This is a genomic window from Paenibacillus ottowii (genome assembly GCF_006874425.1).
In the GTDB taxonomy this organism is placed as follows: domain Bacteria; phylum Bacillota; class Bacilli; order Paenibacillales; family Paenibacillaceae; genus Paenibacillus; species Paenibacillus ottowii.
In genome coordinates this window covers 42,404-57,737 of sequence record NZ_VIJZ01000013.1, presented here as the reverse complement: position 1 = coordinate 57,737, position 15,334 = coordinate 42,404, and the positions used below count along the sequence as shown (strand labels likewise).

Below are 15,334 nucleotides of genomic sequence, written 5' to 3'. Positions count from 1 at the left end.
TTTCGCCAGTGATAAGCAACCTAACGCAATGAAGGACGACACTATGGAATACATAAAATAAAAAACAACAAAAAAGCAAGCACACAGAAAGCCAAAATGGTGCGTGCTTGCTCCAAATTACAAATTGATCTTGCTGCGGAAATTTCCAGCAGCGTGCGTCTGCCTGATACATAACTACACTTACAGTTTCACCCGTTGGAGACGCAGCGCATTCAGTACGACCGAAACAGAGCTAAATGCCATGGCCGCTCCCGCCAACCATGGAGCAAGAAAGCCCAAAGCAGCAATGGGAATGCCGATCACGTTATAACCGAGCGCCCAAAATAGGTTTTGCCGTATGTTTGTCATGGTCCGGCGGCTCATTTCGATCGCGTCCGGAATGCTGTTCAGGTTACCACGCATGAGAGTAATATCGGCAGCCTCCATAGCTACATCCGTACCTGTGCCCATTGCCATCCCTATATGGGCTGTGGCCAGCGCTGGCGCATCGTTAATACCATCCCCGACCATGGCTACGATCTTGCCTTGTTCTTGAAGTCGTTTCACTTCTTTGGCCTTTCCTTCAGGCAGCACTTCCGCCAGCACACGTTCAATTCCCGCCTGGGCGGCAACGGCCTGCGCCGTCCTTTCATTGTCACCTGTAATCATGATGACTTCAATGTTCATTGCTCGCAAACGGGCAACAGCTTCCCGTGACGTTTCTTTAATCGTATCTGCCACGGCCACCAATCCGGCATAGGAACCATCCACAGCGACAAGCATCGCCGTTTTCCCTGCGCCTTCCAATTCATTCATTTGCTGCTCGACTGAATCATCAATCGCGATGGCTTCCCTGCTCATTAATCGACGTGTGCCCACCAATACTTGTTTGTCTTCCACATGGGCCTTCACACCATAGCCCGGAATATTTTCAAAATCCGTCGGATCCACTAACTCAATGCCTCGATCAGTAATCCCTTTTACAATAGCTTCCGCCAGCGGATGCTCTGAGCTTTTTTCTGCCGCACCGAGTAATCGCAGCAAATCCGTTTCAGTCAGGCTGCTTGCTCCAACCATAACATCCGTCAATTCTGGCTTGCCGTTCGTAACCGTACCTGTCTTATCCAAAATCACTGCGTTGACAGAACGGGTCATTTCTAAATGCTCGCCACCCTTGAACAAAATACCGTATTCAGCGGCACGTCCCGATCCTGCCATAATGGACGTTGGGGTAGCCAATCCGAGCGCACAAGGACAAGCAATGACGAGAACTGCAATCATTTTCTCCAATGACCCTGCAAAATCAGACGGTGTCACAAGGAAAAACCAGACGAGAAACGTCAACACGGCAACAGCAACAACGATGGGTACAAAGATCCCCGAAATTTGATCCGCAATCCGCTGAATCGGGGCCTTGGAGTTTTGCGCATCTTCCACGACCTTAATAATCCGGGCCAACGCCGTATCCCCACCTACACGCTCAGCCTGAATACGAAGTACTCCATTTTTATTGAGGGTGGCTCCTGTGACTGGGGAACCCGCTCCCTTTTCAACCGGAAGGCTCTCCCCACTTAACATGGATTCATCCACTGCCGAACGTCCATCCACGACCACACCATCGACGGGAATTTTCTCCCCTGGGCGCACAATAAAGATATCTTTTACACGCACTTGTTCGATCGGTATATCCAGCTCTTGCCCATCACGTACCACACGTGCCGTCGTCGCCTGTAGGTTCATCAGGCTCTTGATCGCCTCAGACGAGCGCCCTTTGGCTACCGCCTCGAACCATTTACCGACCAGTATAAGCGTAATGAGTACCGCACTTGTCTCGTAATACAGCTCTGGCATGGTCATGACAGGCATTCCCGTCATTCCCTCCATAGCATCGGATGGACGTAGAGTAAGGTACAAGCTGTAAAAATAAGCTGCAGACGTACCCAGAGCAACTAATACATCCATATTCGAACTGCCGTTGCGAAGCGCTTTATAAGCACCTACGTAAAACTGCCATCCAATAATGAACTGAATGGGTGTTGTAAGTACAAGTTGAAACCATGGATTCAAGAACAATTGCGGCACATAAATCCATGAGGTAAAGGAAAAATGAGCCACCATCGCCCACAACAACGGAAGCGACAGCACTGCCGATATCATCCACTTCCATTTTTTACGCTGGATATCCTTACTGCGGACATCTGCAATATTGTCCTCAGCACTCTGCGGGATCGCCCCGTAGCCCAGCTGTTCAATCTTGCTTACCAGATCACTAATCGTAGTACTCCCAGCAGCATATTCCACATGAGCTGTTTCCATCGCCAAATTTACCGTAGCACCTGTTACACCCGGTATTCGGTTTAATCCTTTTTCAATTCGAGCTGCACAGGCCGCGCAAGTCATGCCCGTCACATTCAAATTAGCTTCTTCACTCACAGTTCCAAAACCAAGAGAAGCAATTTTATCGCGGAATTCAGAGATTTCCACCTGCTTGGGATCATAGGATATGGACGCCTGCTCCAAAGCCAAATTCACATTAGCGTGCGCCACGCCGTCTATTCGATTTAAACCTTTTTCAATACGGCTTGCGCAGGCTGCGCAAGACATCCCCGTAATATGAAGCGTTGTATGCTTATCACCGTCAGTTGTACGGTTTTCCATGGTAGGCCTCCTCCCACATACCCCTGAGGGGTATGTTATGTTCAAAAAGAAAAAGCTCCTAATATGGAAGCTTTTCCTTCGAACAAATCTGTTCACGCATAAAGCATCTTAACCTTAAACAACATCATATCCTTGGTCTTCAATAGCTGTTTTCAGAGCCTCAACACTCAGCTTGGATTCGTCATATTCTACACTTACTTGTTTCGTTTCGAGGCTAACCTTACCGGTAGCGCCTACTTTCTCCAAAGCTCCTTCTACGGCTTTTACGCAGTGATTACAGCTCATGCCCTCTACGTTCAATGTAACTTGTGCCATATTTTCGTTTCCTCCTCAAGGGTACGTTCATACCCGTAATGTGTATACCTGCTACTTTTAACGGATTAGCTTCTTAACCGTCACCAGCAGTTCATCAATCACTTCCTGCTCTCCTGCCTGCATGCGCTCAATGACACAGCTTTTCATATGCCCTTCCAGCAATAGCTTGCCGACACCATTCAGGGCCGATTGAACAGCCGCAATCTGGTTCAGCACATCATCACAGTAGGTGTCCTTCTCAATCAAGCCCTTAATCCCACGAACCTGACCCTCAATACGGTTTAACCGGGTTACAAGGCTGTTCTTAAATTCCGCCGAATGATGACTTTTTCTAACTGTCTTTTCCCCATCTGTTCCACAATGAGTCCCGTGGACTTCAGTGTGGGAAACAGGTTGCTCCTCAGCCATACATCAGCCTCCTGTGTGGTGTATATGCATTCATGCTTTTGTTATATCACCATCATAATATACCCCCATGGGGTATGTCAACATTCCAATAAAATGTCACCTTTTCGCCTTAATTTTCGTCACTGTTTCTTCTCAAGCGATTTAAACTGATCAAAATAAGGCTGAAGCAGCTTCAAATGCCCCTCGTAATCTTCCCTTTCTCTTTCAGACAAACGATCTGGATACAATACCCCATTTTCGCCCGTTATGCGCGGAACATACTTATAAAACTCCGTGAACAAAACACGGAACTTCACAAATTCATCCTCACTTAATGCCTTTTTCGCATAGTCTAACTCCTCCTGTAAATCTATACGCTTAGGAGTTTGAAATTCCTCCAGATTCAATTTATCAAAGTACGTTTCCAGCTCGGCGGTTATCCGATTATACTCACGCTGTTCTTCGGCGCTTAAACGCTCCTTATAGAGCGTCCCGTTTTTGCCCGTTATTTTAAGATTATAGGCTCCCAGTTCCTTTAGTAATCCCATAAAAACACTAAACTCTTCCTTCGACAAACGTCCCTGTGCTTGTTGGAGCTACAAGCATTGTCATCTGATCTTCCTGTGCCAATCTAGCCACCTCCTTGCGCTGTTCGATCCTAATCCCCTCCTCTCTTTCGGCTCACACTATATATTGGAAGGCACGGGGAATATCGTTCGATTTTTTTGTATCAATAGGAGATGAGATAGTCTTTGCATATCTTTCTTTCCCGTTCATATCATCATTTTGATTTCGATTCTGATTCACAAACCTTCTCGTATGTACTTAAAACAGACACCTTCCCCTGCAATGGAAGCCGAAGATAGCTCGATTGTAGAACGATAAAAAAACTCCCGTGGTCTGAAGTGATTCATGCATCAGTCCATGGGAGTTTTCAGTTCAAATTGCCCTGTTTTAAGCCTTCGCGTGTGCTTCCTTGGCAAGTACAACAAAGCTTAACAACGCACCAAGCTCAGCTACAGCAATAACGACCGCCATCGGTACGGGGGTTGTTCCACTACCCAAGCCCACCAACGGTGAAGCAATGGAGCCCAGCAATAAAGGCAACAAGCCAAGCATGGCGGAGGCACTGCCTGCGGAACGCTGCTGACTCTGCATTGCCAGTGAAGTCGTCGTTGTACTCACAATACCTACGCAAGATACGACAAAAAACATCGGAATTAATACAGCGAACAATTGGCCTCCGGTAAAAGCTACGGCAAGCAAGCTGATCCCGGCTACAGCCGCAATCACCAGGCCCGACAAGAGCAACTGTCGTTCGCTAAATCGACCTACGAGTCTACCGGTTAATTGGGAGAACAGTACAATCCCCAAGCCATTCACCGCAAAAATGATGCTATACATCTGGGGAGAAACCCCGAAAATATCCTGAAGCACGAAAGGCGAGCCGGCGATGTACGCGAACATCGCCCCCGTAATCAGCGCCTGCGAAAGGGCATAGCCCATAAAACGTCGATCCGCAAACAGATGACCGAGTGTTCCTAGCGTCTGCTTCAAGCCACCGGATGAACGGCGATTCGTTGGCAACGTTTCTGGAAGACCCAATACGACGGCAATCAGCATAGCTACACCAACTACACATAGCACCATGAATACACCGCGCCAGGAAACAAAATTCAAAATGGCACCGCCCAGCACAGGTGCAGCAATGGGAGCCACGCCATTCACCAACATGAGCAGTGAGAAAAAACGTGTCAGTTCTTTGCCCGAGTACAGATCACGTGCCACAGCTCTAGAAATTACGATCCCCGCTGACCCCGTAAGGCCTTGGATAAACCGAAGCGCAATGAGCACACCGATATTCGGCGCAAACACACATAACAGCGATGCTGCAGCGTACAAAATTAACGAGATAACCAGCGGTCCTCTGCGCCCCCTCACATCGCTAAGCGGACCAGCAACGATCTGACCAACGGCCAGGCCCAACAGACAGGCTGTCAGACTAAGCTGTGCCAGCGAAGTCGTCGTATGCAAATTGTCGGCTAAAGTAGGCAGTGACGGCAAATACATATCTATGGACAACGGTCCGAAGGCACTTAAAGCACCCAGGACAAAGGCAATCCATAATATCCGTGATTTGGTCATATCTGCGGCAACCATTACCGTATTGGATAACCGGTTCATGATAATAATCATCCTTTTCACTAAGATGTAAATATTGACTTCAATATGTTATGATATCATTCATTTCGCCTGGCTTCGAATAATTACACGCTAATCCGCATTTTTTTTTCAAAACTGCTATAAATCAGGCAGGAATTTACCAATTTCAGGTCGAATTATCAGGGTAACCAAAACAAAAAATTTGTAGAATCTGGAGAATGATAATGGTCTATGATGGAGTGTTGCTGGGTCTCATTGTAGGTCTGTTCAGAGGAGGCTGGCGGCAAGGTCTGATTCGTTTCAGTCATATTCGCCTTATAGCCGGCTGGATGTTCCCGCTGCTGCTGGTGGTTCAATTTATTATTTTCTATGCTCAGGAAAAGTGGGCTTGGCTAGCAGCCATGAACGGGTATCTATTTATGGGAATCTACATGATCGGATTGATATTTCTCTGGTTGAACAGACATCATAAGGGCTTCAAGCTTATTTTAATCGGCGTATTAATGAATTTTATCGTGATGGCGGTAAATGGTGGCAGAATGCCGGTCTCGTTGAGCGCTTCAGAGGTGCTTGGTCCCTATTATACAGATATGCTGAAATCCGGAAGCGTCATCTCGAAACATTACATGATGGATGCGAGCACACGTTTATCATTTCTTGGTGACATCATCCCCCTATCCAAGCCCTATCCTCGCACACAGGTGATTAGTATTGGAGATGTCGTCATGAACTTCGGGATGTTCCTGTTTATCCAAAATGTGATGGTCGTGAACAGAATTAAGGATAATCAACAAGAAACCAACCCCCACCACGCCTAGTTCAGATCTTATTCCAAGGAAGGGAGGGAACCTTATGAAAAACCTGAAATACTCCCGTGTGATTATCAATGCTATTATCGTTGCTTCTGTCGTAATCGCTTTGACTTCCGGTTACAAAATCGGAGGCTAGTCACCGATAAGATAAAAAGGGAAGCACAGGCTCAACAAAACAGGCTGGATTCCGGCCTGTTTTTTCATGTGAAATTTTCGATTACAAAATTGTAAATTATCTCATTCACCCCTGGTAGCTTTGACATCAAGATACGACAAGGCAGGAGAAGAAATGATGAGTATATTAAAAAAGCTGCAAGAACGGGTTACCACGACGGGAATATACGTGTTTTTCATATGCATGGCCGGCCTGATCGTCCTCTTGTATTCGAACCATTGGTCCTTTTTGTATTATTCGACGACAGAGTGGGTCACGATCTATTCCCTGTTGGGAGCAGTTCTGATTTTGGAGCATTTTACATTCCAGCTACCACCAGCCAGTAACAAGCAGTCCATGGATTCCTCCGTGTATCTCGCTTGTATTTTTGTGCATGGGACTGAAATCGCCATTTTGATTTTGCTGTTCAATGTGGTCATTGCTGCGTTTCGGCACACAGAGCTATCCTGGTGGAAGCATGCCGTCAATTTTTCCATTTACGCACTTGCTATCTTCCTGTCTTCCACCGTATTCGAACTAAGCGGCGGAACGCAGGGAGCTTTAAGCGAGGACCATTTTGCTTCCTACCTGCTCGCATTAATCTGCTACTTTACGGTGAACACAATCACCCTGGGCATCTACTTTTATGTCGCATATAAAGGATCTTTCAATGAGCTCAAACAAGCTTTTTTGGCCGAATCCCTACTTGTATACTTATGTACACTCATCCTGTCTTTGGTGTTGACCACGCTGATTTATTATAACGGCATTTTAGGACTTTTGCTGTTCCTGGGGCTAAGCATGCTCTTATCCCACGCATTCAAGCAAATGTTCACAATGTATCGTGAGATTGAGGAAAAAGCCAACACAGATCGCAGAACAGGACTGTACAATCATAGCTACTTTGAAAATACACTTGAAACTGAATTGAATGTATCCAGATCGCAGAACACTCCCCTAAGTCTCGCGCTGATTGATATTGATGATTTCAAAAAATACAATGATCATTTCGGTCATCTCAAGGGCGACCAACTCCTGGGTTTCCTCGGTGAGTTTCTTAAAAAGGAAACGTTCGGCACTCCTATTACCGTATCCCGTTATGGTGGAGAAGAATTCACTCTGCTTATGCCTGATCATACCGCTGAACAAGCCTATGAAAAAGTCAATGCTATCCGCAAAAAACTGAATGATTCTCGTTACGAGGGAGTCGAAATCTTCCCACACGGTTGTCTGTCCTTCTCCGCAGGCATTGCACAAAGCCGCATTGACATCTACGACAAATCACAGCTGGTCGATCTAGCGGATAAAGCACTGTACTACGCCAAGAAACAAGGCAAAAACATCGTTCATACCCACGGCAGTCTAAATGAAGTGGAACGCGAGGTCGATCTGGGACAGGATATTCGTGATCTGGAGCAGCAGCTTAACCTGTTCTTGTACAAGGATATTAACACCTTCAAGCATTCCAAACGGGTATTCAGATATGCAGCCGACATGAGCGATGTGCTTCAGCTCGGGCCGAAGGAGAAGCGGCGTTTTTTACTGGGAGCTCTCATTCATGACATCGGAAAACTGGAAATACCCTGGAATATCCTTAATAAAAAAGAGAAGCTATCCGGCGAGGAATGGCGGATGGTACAAGCCCATGTCATGTGGGGCAAGCGTATTGTCGAGGCCAACGATCGATTCATAGATTTAGTTCCTTTTGTGGAACTGCATCATGAACGTTATGACGGGGGAGGCTATCCATTCGGCTTTAAGGGTGAGCAAATCCCAAGGCTGTGTCGGATGCTGACAATTATCGACTCTTTTGATGCGATGACAACGGAGCGTCCCTATCAACCGACCAAAACGTTCGAGGAGGCCATCGAAGAATTGCGTACTTGTTCAGGTAGCCAATTCGATCCCGAACTAACGGCTATTTTTATCCAATATATTCAACATAAACAACCTGCTTTCACACAGTCTGTAGAAGCAGGTCTCTAATGTCTTATAGCCTCCTCATCTTACCACCTACCGTGAACGAAATCCCCTGGATTTTAGTTACGGTAGTTTTTTTCATATAATAGGCATTTTGCATACTGCAGATTATTTCAAATTTCATATAAATGTCATAATTTGCTCCATCTATTCCCGTTATATGCACTATGATTAAGATAGGAATTGGATTGTCCGTATAAAATGCTACAAATGAGGATATCCTCGCTTCAAGTAATCGAGAGAAGGTGACTTCACAGGCATGTTGCAACTGTCTAGACCAGCCCGTGCGGCTTGTCTTTTATTGCTGTGTCTCCCTCTTCTGCTCCTGTTTCCTCACTTATCATGGGCTCATGCATTTGTCGTTGAATCCAGTCCAACCGAAAATCAGGTTCTGGACAAGTCTCCTTCCCAGGTGACCATCACCTTCAACGAAGATTTGCAGTCTGCCTTCATGTCCATCAAAGTGACCGATGAAACAGGCAAGCGGGTCGACACAGGAAAAGCACAGCTCAACCCAGAGCACCCATCCACCATGGGAATCCAATTGATTCCAGGGATGAAAAGTGGAATTTACACCATCACTTGGAGAGCTTTGTCCGCAGATGGACATCCAGTCAATGGAGTGATTCCATTTCAAGTAGGCAGCGGTTCCAATACATCTCCCCATCAAGCTACCGCTTCTGAAGGCTCTGGGACATCACGAATCGACTTAATCGCTGTCCGTTGGCTTTTTTACATAGGGCTATCGCTGCTTTTTGGAGCGATTTGTTTCCGGCTGTTCCTCTTACCAAACATAAACCGCGACAGGAACCGCAATGAACAGCAGGTGCTTAGTCAGCGGCCCTCTGACACATTACCCCGCTGGACTAAGCTGCTATGGAGTGGCTACGGCATAACGTCTGCCGCCATTTTAATCAGCCTACCACTTCAGGCGTCTTGGGATGCCGGAGTATCCATCGGAGAGGGCTTTTCACTCCCCATTCTGGGAGAAGCCCTTCAATTTACGGGGGCGGGGCAAATCTGGTTTATCCAGATGATTCTCGTGCTGCTTCTGAGCGTAACGCTAATTTATGCGATCGATCCCAGCATTTCCAATCGTCAGCGCTATGTGTGGGGATACTGCTCCGTTCTACTAACGCTCGGCCTTATGCTGTCTAAGGCTTTTGTCGGGCATCCAGCAGCGGCTACCCATCCGGCTCCAGCCATTGTGGCAGATTTCGTTCATCTTGCGGCGTCTGCCTTTTGGATCGGTTCGCTTGCCGTCATGGTGGTGTGCCTGCCTGTTGCCGGATCGGAGCTGCCTGTATCCGGGCAGGCAACTCTGCGACAAGCCGCTCTGCGCCGCTTCGCTGGCTGGGGCATGGCGATGGTGGCGGCGCTGCTCGCCACTGGTATATATGGAGCCGTGCTGTACATACCGACTCCCTCCATGCTGCTGAACACGTCCTACGGACTCGTTCTGCTCGGCAAAGCAGCGCTACTGCTAGTGATGCTGGTCTTTGCAGCCGGCCAGTTCCGCAGCGCTCGGCAAGCAGCGGCGAGCAAGCGAGCCGCCGGAGGATTGCGTGCCGAGCTGTCCGTCGGCCTGCTCGTCATGCTGTTGGCAGCAGTGCTCACTCACCTGTCACCCGGTCAGGCACCTGCCGTACCGTTTGAGGAGACTCGCACTACTAGCGAATACAGCGTTACACTGGCAGTTAGCCCAAATGCTGTGGGCAGCAATGAATTCAAGGTATCCGTTCAGGATAGCAAGGGTACTGCCGTTTCAGGTATCCAGCAGGTCACATTAACGCTTACTCCATCCAATCCTGACCAAGACCAACAGGAATTCGTTCTGCCTGTGAAGCAGCAACAGCCCTTCCGCAGTCAGGAATTGATAACCTCCGAAGGAACATGGGCAGTCAAGGTACATGCCCTGACGGCATCACTCGATGCAGTTGACGCGGAATTTACCCTACAGGTAGGCGGTAAAAAATAATTATTTTATGTTATAAGGGAGCGAAATAAAGATGAATAAAACGATTCAAACAGCAAAATCCAGGTTTTCCAGGTTAGCAACCTCGATGGGCTTAATCGCGGCTGGTGCCTTGCTTTTTGCAGGTATGGCCAGTGCGCATGTGACGGTCAAGCCTTCCGTTTCACAGCCTAATGCGTGGGAAACGTACACGTTGAAAGTACCTGTGGAAAAAAACATTCCAACCACCAAAGTCGCTTTAAAAGTTCCTAAAGAGGTCGTCTTCAAACAATACGAGCCTGTACCGGATTGGAAGGTAGCCACCGAAAAAGACAGCTCTGGCAAAATAACCACCGTCACCTGGACGGCTGAAAAAGACGGCATTCAAGCGGGACAGTATCAACGCTTCAGCTTTGTCGCCCAAAATGCAGACCAGAATACCACAGCAGCCTGGAATGCTTTCCAATATTACAGTGACGGAAGTATTGTGGAATGGACCGGTGATGAAGGAAGTAACAATCCTCATTCCATTACCACAATTACAGCGAATACCACACCCGAAACTTCTGCTTCTGCCGCAGACAGCGGACATGATTCAGCAGGCACAGCAAAGGGCCATGCGAGCACAGATACAACTGAAGATAGCGGCAGCTCGGCACCGACCTCGGATAATGCTGCTCAGGCTACGTCTGCCGCTTCTGCTCCAGCCAGCTCTGCTGCACAGACAACAGCACTGGTCCTCTCGATCATCGCAGTCGTGCTTGGTGCGGCAGCAGTAGGCATTGCACTCAAGCGACGCAAGTAATTCATTCATAACAACAAAGCCTTACATGTAAAAAAAGCTGGTGCCATTCATTCAGGCACCAGCTTTTTTTATAATGATCTCATCCTATCTTTTCACATTCACCTATCTATCATTTTTTTGGTAAAATGATAGAAACCTCACGATTCTAACATGATAGCATTGCAATCTATTGAGCATAGGAGATCATAGGATGAAAATCGTAAATAAGGCTCTGTTATCTAGCGCTATCCTTTTGAGTACTGCAGCGGGCATCTATAGTCCCTTAGCCCAAGCGGAGGCGGGGAAGATCAGCATCATGTTGGACGGATATCCATTGCCGTTCCCTGTACAGCCTGCCATGATGAACGGCACGACGATGGTTCCTTTTCGCGCTATTTCTGAGTCTCTAGGCATTACAGTAAAATGGGATCAAGCCAGTCAAAGCATCACCGCTACCAAAGCACAAGGCAATGCAACCAAGCAGGTGGTTCTCAAAATGGGGAGCCGTGATGCCACAGTAGACGGACAAACCGTTCAACTAACAGCCGCACCGCAAACCGTACGCGGAAGCACAATGATTCCGTTGGGCTTTTTCGGGCAGCAGTTTGGAGCCACAGTGAACTGGAATCAGGGAACGCGAACGGTCTCGATTACATCGCCACGTGAAGCTATGTATACTGTGGGCTTTTATGCGCTGTCTTCCTTTGACCAAAAATCCAAAATACAGGATTTTAACGCAGTTGCCTTCGGCTGGAGTCGAATTGATACGAACGGACAGTTCACGACGACCGGCAAAGAATATAAATGGCCTCAAGCTGCCGGAGCTGTAACGCCTGAGTCTATTCTACAGGAGGCAGATAGCCAGGGGACTTCCCCTTACCTGATGGTTTATTCTGTCGACGGCAATCACGAGCTAACTAAGGTTTTGGAAAGCGCGCAGCTTCAAGAACAGACCATTTCTCAAATCGTCAGCACCGCCACCAATAAGCAGTTCAAGGGCATTACGTTAGACCTTGAAGGATTGGGATGGAGCGGCGATAAAGCTAAAGCGCGTTCAGACTACAACGCCTTTATTAAAAAGCTATCGGCCAAAGCGCATCAGGCCGGGCTCAAGCTCACCGTCGTTCTGCATCCGCTGAACAGCTCTTACTCTGGCTATGACTACAAAACGCTAGGCAATCTGGCGGACGACCTGATCATCATGGCCTATGATTATGGACAAAAGGCTACGCCTGAGCCTTTGGATAAAGTGGATGAAGCCATACAACTGGCCTTGAAGGAAACCTCACGGGACAAGCTCATTTTGGGGATTTCAATGGGTAGCGAAAAAGACAGTACCGTTAACGCCAAGATCGGTTTAGCCAAACGTTATGACCTCAAAGGAATCGCTATCTGGCGCTTGGGCATCATTGGAGAAACGGCCTGGACGCAGATGAACGAAGCCATCGAGTTTAAATAAGTGTACCTGACCTTATTCCGCCCGCTAATGATTTCTTAGGCGTCTTCTATGAAATCATTTGGCGGGCTTTCTTCATGCCCTTTAACAAAAATCCTTGCCCGATTTGGAAGTTGTCGTTACAGGCTCGCAACCCTGTTCTCCATAGAAGATCCCCCAGTCTCTCATAAAATCCAGCAACGGCCTTAACGTTTCTCCCAACGGGGTAAGCGAGTATTCTACACGGGGTGGGTTCTCATTATAAATTTCACGGTGTACAATGCCATCTCTCTCCAATTCACGCAGCTGCAAGGTTAGCATCCGCTGTGTAATATTAGGCAAGGTCCGTCGAATTTCGTTATAGCGCCGTGGTCCTGTGGTCAAATGATACAAAATGACCCCCTTCCACTTGCCTCCAATCACCCCGACGGTTTTGGCTACCGGACATCCAAAATTAACGCTAACCGCATGTTCCGTCTCCCGTGGCATGTATACCCCTTCTTTCTGCTGGAATGTGTAACCAATAGCCTCAGATGTATGACAAGGAACAAATATGTGCGTACTTGTTCCCTGCAAAAACTTTCTATATGATAACTATATATTCGATATTAGCTCTCATTATAGTAGCAGAAAATCCATAGAGCACCAACTAACCCCATATCAAAAGGAGTACATTTTATGTCCAATACATCAGCTAAAAAGCAGGAAATTCTGGATGCCTTTCTATTCAGACATGCCACGAAGGAATTCGATCCTAATCGCATCATACCGGAGGAGGATTTTCAATTTATTCTCGAAACCGGTCGCCTCTCCCCTAGCTCTGTAGGATTTGAACCGTGGCAGTTTGTGGTCGTACAAAATCAAGCATTGAGAGAAAAGCTGGCGGCAGTGTCCAGTGGCGGTCAAAAGCAGATCCCAGCGGCCAGCCATGTCGTTCTGATTTTGGCACGTAAGGATGTCCGCTATGATTCTCCTTACGTAGAGTACATGTATAAAGAGGTTAAGGGTATGTCTGACGAAGACTTTGCCTCACTACCGGGCCGCTATAAGATTTTCCAAGGTGAAAGTCAACGCCTGCTGGAAAACGAACGCACGTTATTTGACTGGGCCTCCAAGCAAACCTATATTGCCTTGGGCAATATGATGACAGCGGCAGCTCAGATTGGCATTGATTCCTGTCCAATTGAAGGTTTTAACTATGATCAGGTGCATGCCATTTTGGAGGAAGAAGGACTGCTGGAGAACGGGCTACTGGATATTTCAGTCATCGCTGCCTTCGGTTATCGTGCTCATGAACCCAAGCGGGAAAAATCCAGACAACCCCTGGAGAAGATCACGCGCTGGGTTCTGTAATATTCGTCCAATATTGTTAGTCAATTTTTAAGTTTGGCACAACTTGAACAGGCGGGCTCGCGGTCAGTCATCTTAACGATGGCCTATCGTAGCCCGCCTCTTTATTTAAATTTTTTTTCTTCTACAACTGTTTGCTTATAGCCGTAGTCAAGTTATCCTATATAATAAGATGTATCTGCCTAAAAAGGAGTACAGTACACGTGGAAAGATCAGAGATATTGACAAGGATTGTTATTGTCGATGATGAAGAGTTAGCTTTGGATTATATGAAGCGTCTGCTTGGCGAGTTACAAGGCATACATATTGCAGGAGCTTTTACGAATCCATTCGTGGCTAAGGACTATATTCTACTTGATGATATAGATATAGCTTTTTTGGATGTAAGACTTCCAGGGATCAGCGGAATTGAATTAGCACATCAAATTTTGGAGCACAAACCCCATATTCAGATCGTTTTTGTTACGGCTTACGATAAGTACGCTATTCAAGCCTTCGAGCTTAACGCACTGGATTATCTGCTCAAGCCGGTCACGACAGAACGTCTTATTAAAACCATGAATCGCATTCTGAAGCGTGACGATCAAGCTGCCTCCATGCCTGAGAATCAGCCTTCTGTTCTTCAATTACAGGTTTTTCAATATGTCGTCTTCACATTACCGGATCAGCCACCCACTGTTATTCAGTGGAGGACTAAAAAGACCCAGGAACTGTTTTTGTACTTGCTCCAGAATCATGACCAATGGGTTCGTAAATCAGCCTTGATTGAATTACTATGGCCAGAATATGAAGAAGATAAGGCCTACTCTCTTTTATATACAGCCGCTTATTATATTAGAAAAACGATAGCGCCGTATCATTCCTTTTTAGAGATTTCCAATACTAATGGCGGTTATATTTTGCATACGCAAAACGTACTGTTAGATACAGAAAGATGGGAATCTCTCCTGGCATCCGCTCCACAGATGAACAAGGAATCCATCCCTTATTATGTAAAAATGATGGAGCTTTACAAAGGGGACTATTTACAAGAATATGATTTTTGGTGGGTTGAAAGTGAACGCCAAAGGCTGCATAAAATGTGGTTATCCATATCATTAAAAATGGCAGAATGGTACAGAGGGAACTCCCAGCCTGAAGAGGCGATCTCTATTTATGAGGGCATCTGTAGTCGTCACCCCCAAGAAGAGGAAGCCTACTGGGGATTAATGAAGACCTATGCTGAGATGAATAAAAATAGCTTAGTGATCAAATGGCATGGTTTATTATCATCCGTCTTATGGGAAGAGCTTCATGAGAAGCCCAATGAACAAATTACAAATTGGTTTAAAGAGTGGCAAATGGCTCATGCCTAATTTCACGA

General features: G+C 46.8%; 12 protein-coding genes and 1 pseudogene. 7 read left to right on the top strand and 6 right to left on the bottom strand.

Going from position 1 to position 15,334, the window contains the following annotated elements; translation table 11 throughout:
- Nucleotides 1-180 precede the first annotated feature (180 nt).
- The 5 genes and pseudogenes from FKV70_RS23155 to FKV70_RS23135 form a co-directional block, all read right to left on the bottom strand.
- Complete coding sequence (locus tag FKV70_RS23155) at nucleotides 181-2,637, bottom strand: heavy metal translocating P-type ATPase (RefSeq protein WP_142614698.1); 2,457 nt, start codon at nucleotides 2,635-2,637, stop codon at nucleotides 181-183.
- 114 nt (nucleotides 2,638-2,751) lie between these two features.
- Nucleotides 2,752-2,952 (bottom strand): copper ion binding protein, encoded by a 201-nt coding sequence (locus FKV70_RS23150; RefSeq protein WP_017427195.1) that lies wholly within the window; start codon nucleotides 2,950-2,952, stop codon nucleotides 2,752-2,754.
- 57 nt (nucleotides 2,953-3,009) lie between these two features.
- The gene (locus FKV70_RS23145; protein WP_063212350.1) at nucleotides 3,010-3,360 is read right to left on the bottom strand and encodes a metal-sensitive transcriptional regulator; all 351 of its coding nucleotides are present in this window, start codon (nucleotides 3,358-3,360) and stop codon (nucleotides 3,010-3,012) included.
- A 119-nt stretch (nucleotides 3,361-3,479) separates the two neighbouring features.
- Nucleotides 3,480-3,923, bottom strand: a pseudogene (locus FKV70_RS23140) (DUF3600 domain-containing protein); the annotation flags it as partial.
- A gap of 370 nt (nucleotides 3,924-4,293) precedes the next feature.
- The gene (locus tag FKV70_RS23135) at nucleotides 4,294-5,523 is read right to left on the bottom strand and encodes a multidrug effflux MFS transporter (RefSeq protein WP_063212351.1); all 1,230 of its coding nucleotides are present in this window, start codon (nucleotides 5,521-5,523) and stop codon (nucleotides 4,294-4,296) included.
- A 203-nt stretch (nucleotides 5,524-5,726) separates the two neighbouring features.
- Here FKV70_RS23135 and FKV70_RS23130 point away from each other — a divergent pair, with 203 nt between their 5' ends.
- The 5 genes from FKV70_RS23130 to FKV70_RS23110 all read left to right on the top strand — a co-directional run bounded on the left by FKV70_RS23130 (nucleotide 5,727) and on the right by FKV70_RS23110 (nucleotide 12,645).
- The gene (locus tag FKV70_RS23130) at nucleotides 5,727-6,320 is read left to right on the top strand and encodes a DUF5317 domain-containing protein (RefSeq protein ID WP_142614697.1); all 594 of its coding nucleotides are present in this window, start codon (nucleotides 5,727-5,729) and stop codon (nucleotides 6,318-6,320) included.
- Nucleotides 6,321-6,603: 283 nt separating this feature from the next.
- Nucleotides 6,604-8,454, top strand: a complete 1,851-nt coding sequence (locus FKV70_RS23125; protein ID WP_142614696.1) for a bifunctional diguanylate cyclase/phosphohydrolase — start codon at nucleotides 6,604-6,606, stop codon at nucleotides 8,452-8,454.
- Between the two features lie 253 nt (nucleotides 8,455-8,707).
- Entirely contained in the window at nucleotides 8,708-10,426 is a 1,719-nt protein-coding gene (locus FKV70_RS23120; protein ID WP_142614695.1) for a copper resistance CopC/CopD family protein, read from the top strand.
- Nucleotides 10,427-10,457: 31 nt separating this feature from the next.
- Nucleotides 10,458-11,207 (top strand): YcnI family copper-binding membrane protein, encoded by a 750-nt coding sequence (locus FKV70_RS23115; RefSeq protein WP_142614694.1) that lies wholly within the window; start codon nucleotides 10,458-10,460, stop codon nucleotides 11,205-11,207.
- A gap of 190 nt (nucleotides 11,208-11,397) precedes the next feature.
- On the top strand, nucleotides 11,398-12,645 hold the full coding sequence (locus FKV70_RS23110; protein ID WP_142614693.1) for a stalk domain-containing protein: 1,248 nt from the start codon (nucleotides 11,398-11,400) through the stop codon (nucleotides 12,643-12,645).
- An 81-nt stretch (nucleotides 12,646-12,726) separates the two neighbouring features.
- Here the strand turns inward: FKV70_RS23110 and FKV70_RS23105 are convergent, their stop codons facing one another.
- Nucleotides 12,727-13,110, bottom strand: coding sequence for a winged helix-turn-helix transcriptional regulator (locus FKV70_RS23105; protein WP_142614692.1), 384 nt, complete (start codon nucleotides 13,108-13,110; stop codon nucleotides 12,727-12,729).
- Nucleotides 13,111-13,299: 189 nt separating this feature from the next.
- On the opposite strand from FKV70_RS23105, the gene FKV70_RS23100 reads away from it, so the two are divergent.
- Together FKV70_RS23100 and FKV70_RS23095 are read left to right on the top strand one after the other, a co-directional pair.
- Nucleotides 13,300-13,974 (top strand): NAD(P)H-dependent oxidoreductase, encoded by a 675-nt coding sequence (locus tag FKV70_RS23100; RefSeq protein WP_064796891.1) that lies wholly within the window; start codon nucleotides 13,300-13,302, stop codon nucleotides 13,972-13,974.
- 200 nt (nucleotides 13,975-14,174) lie between these two features.
- Nucleotides 14,175-15,326, top strand: a complete 1,152-nt coding sequence (locus FKV70_RS23095) for a response regulator (RefSeq protein WP_142614691.1) — start codon at nucleotides 14,175-14,177, stop codon at nucleotides 15,324-15,326.
- Nucleotides 15,327-15,334 lie beyond the last annotated feature (8 nt).

Excerpts from the sequence above, each read along its gene's own strand:
- FKV70_RS23130 (WP_142614697.1), top strand. The coding sequence starts at position 5,727 with ATGGTCTATGATGGAGTGTTGCTGGGTCTCATTGTAGGTCTGTTCAGA.
- FKV70_RS23105 (WP_142614692.1), bottom strand. The coding sequence starts at position 13,110 with ATGCCACGGGAGACGGAACATGCGGTTAGCGTTAATTTTGGATGTCCG.
- FKV70_RS23125 (WP_142614696.1), top strand. The coding sequence starts at position 6,604 with ATGATGAGTATATTAAAAAAGCTGCAAGAACGGGTTACCACGACGGGA.
- FKV70_RS23155 (WP_142614698.1), bottom strand. The coding sequence starts at position 2,637 with ATGGAAAACCGTACAACTGACGGTGATAAGCATACAACGCTTCATATT.
- FKV70_RS23110 (WP_142614693.1), top strand. The coding sequence starts at position 11,398 with ATGAAAATCGTAAATAAGGCTCTGTTATCTAGCGCTATCCTTTTGAGT.
- FKV70_RS23115 (WP_142614694.1), top strand. The coding sequence starts at position 10,458 with ATGAATAAAACGATTCAAACAGCAAAATCCAGGTTTTCCAGGTTAGCA.
- FKV70_RS23100 (WP_064796891.1), top strand. The coding sequence starts at position 13,300 with ATGTCCAATACATCAGCTAAAAAGCAGGAAATTCTGGATGCCTTTCTA.
- FKV70_RS23135 (WP_063212351.1), bottom strand. The coding sequence starts at position 5,523 with ATGAACCGGTTATCCAATACGGTAATGGTTGCCGCAGATATGACCAAA.
- FKV70_RS23150 (WP_017427195.1), bottom strand. The coding sequence starts at position 2,952 with ATGGCACAAGTTACATTGAACGTAGAGGGCATGAGCTGTAATCACTGC.
- FKV70_RS23145 (WP_063212350.1), bottom strand. The coding sequence starts at position 3,360 with ATGGCTGAGGAGCAACCTGTTTCCCACACTGAAGTCCACGGGACTCAT.
- FKV70_RS23120 (WP_142614695.1), top strand. The coding sequence starts at position 8,708 with ATGTTGCAACTGTCTAGACCAGCCCGTGCGGCTTGTCTTTTATTGCTG.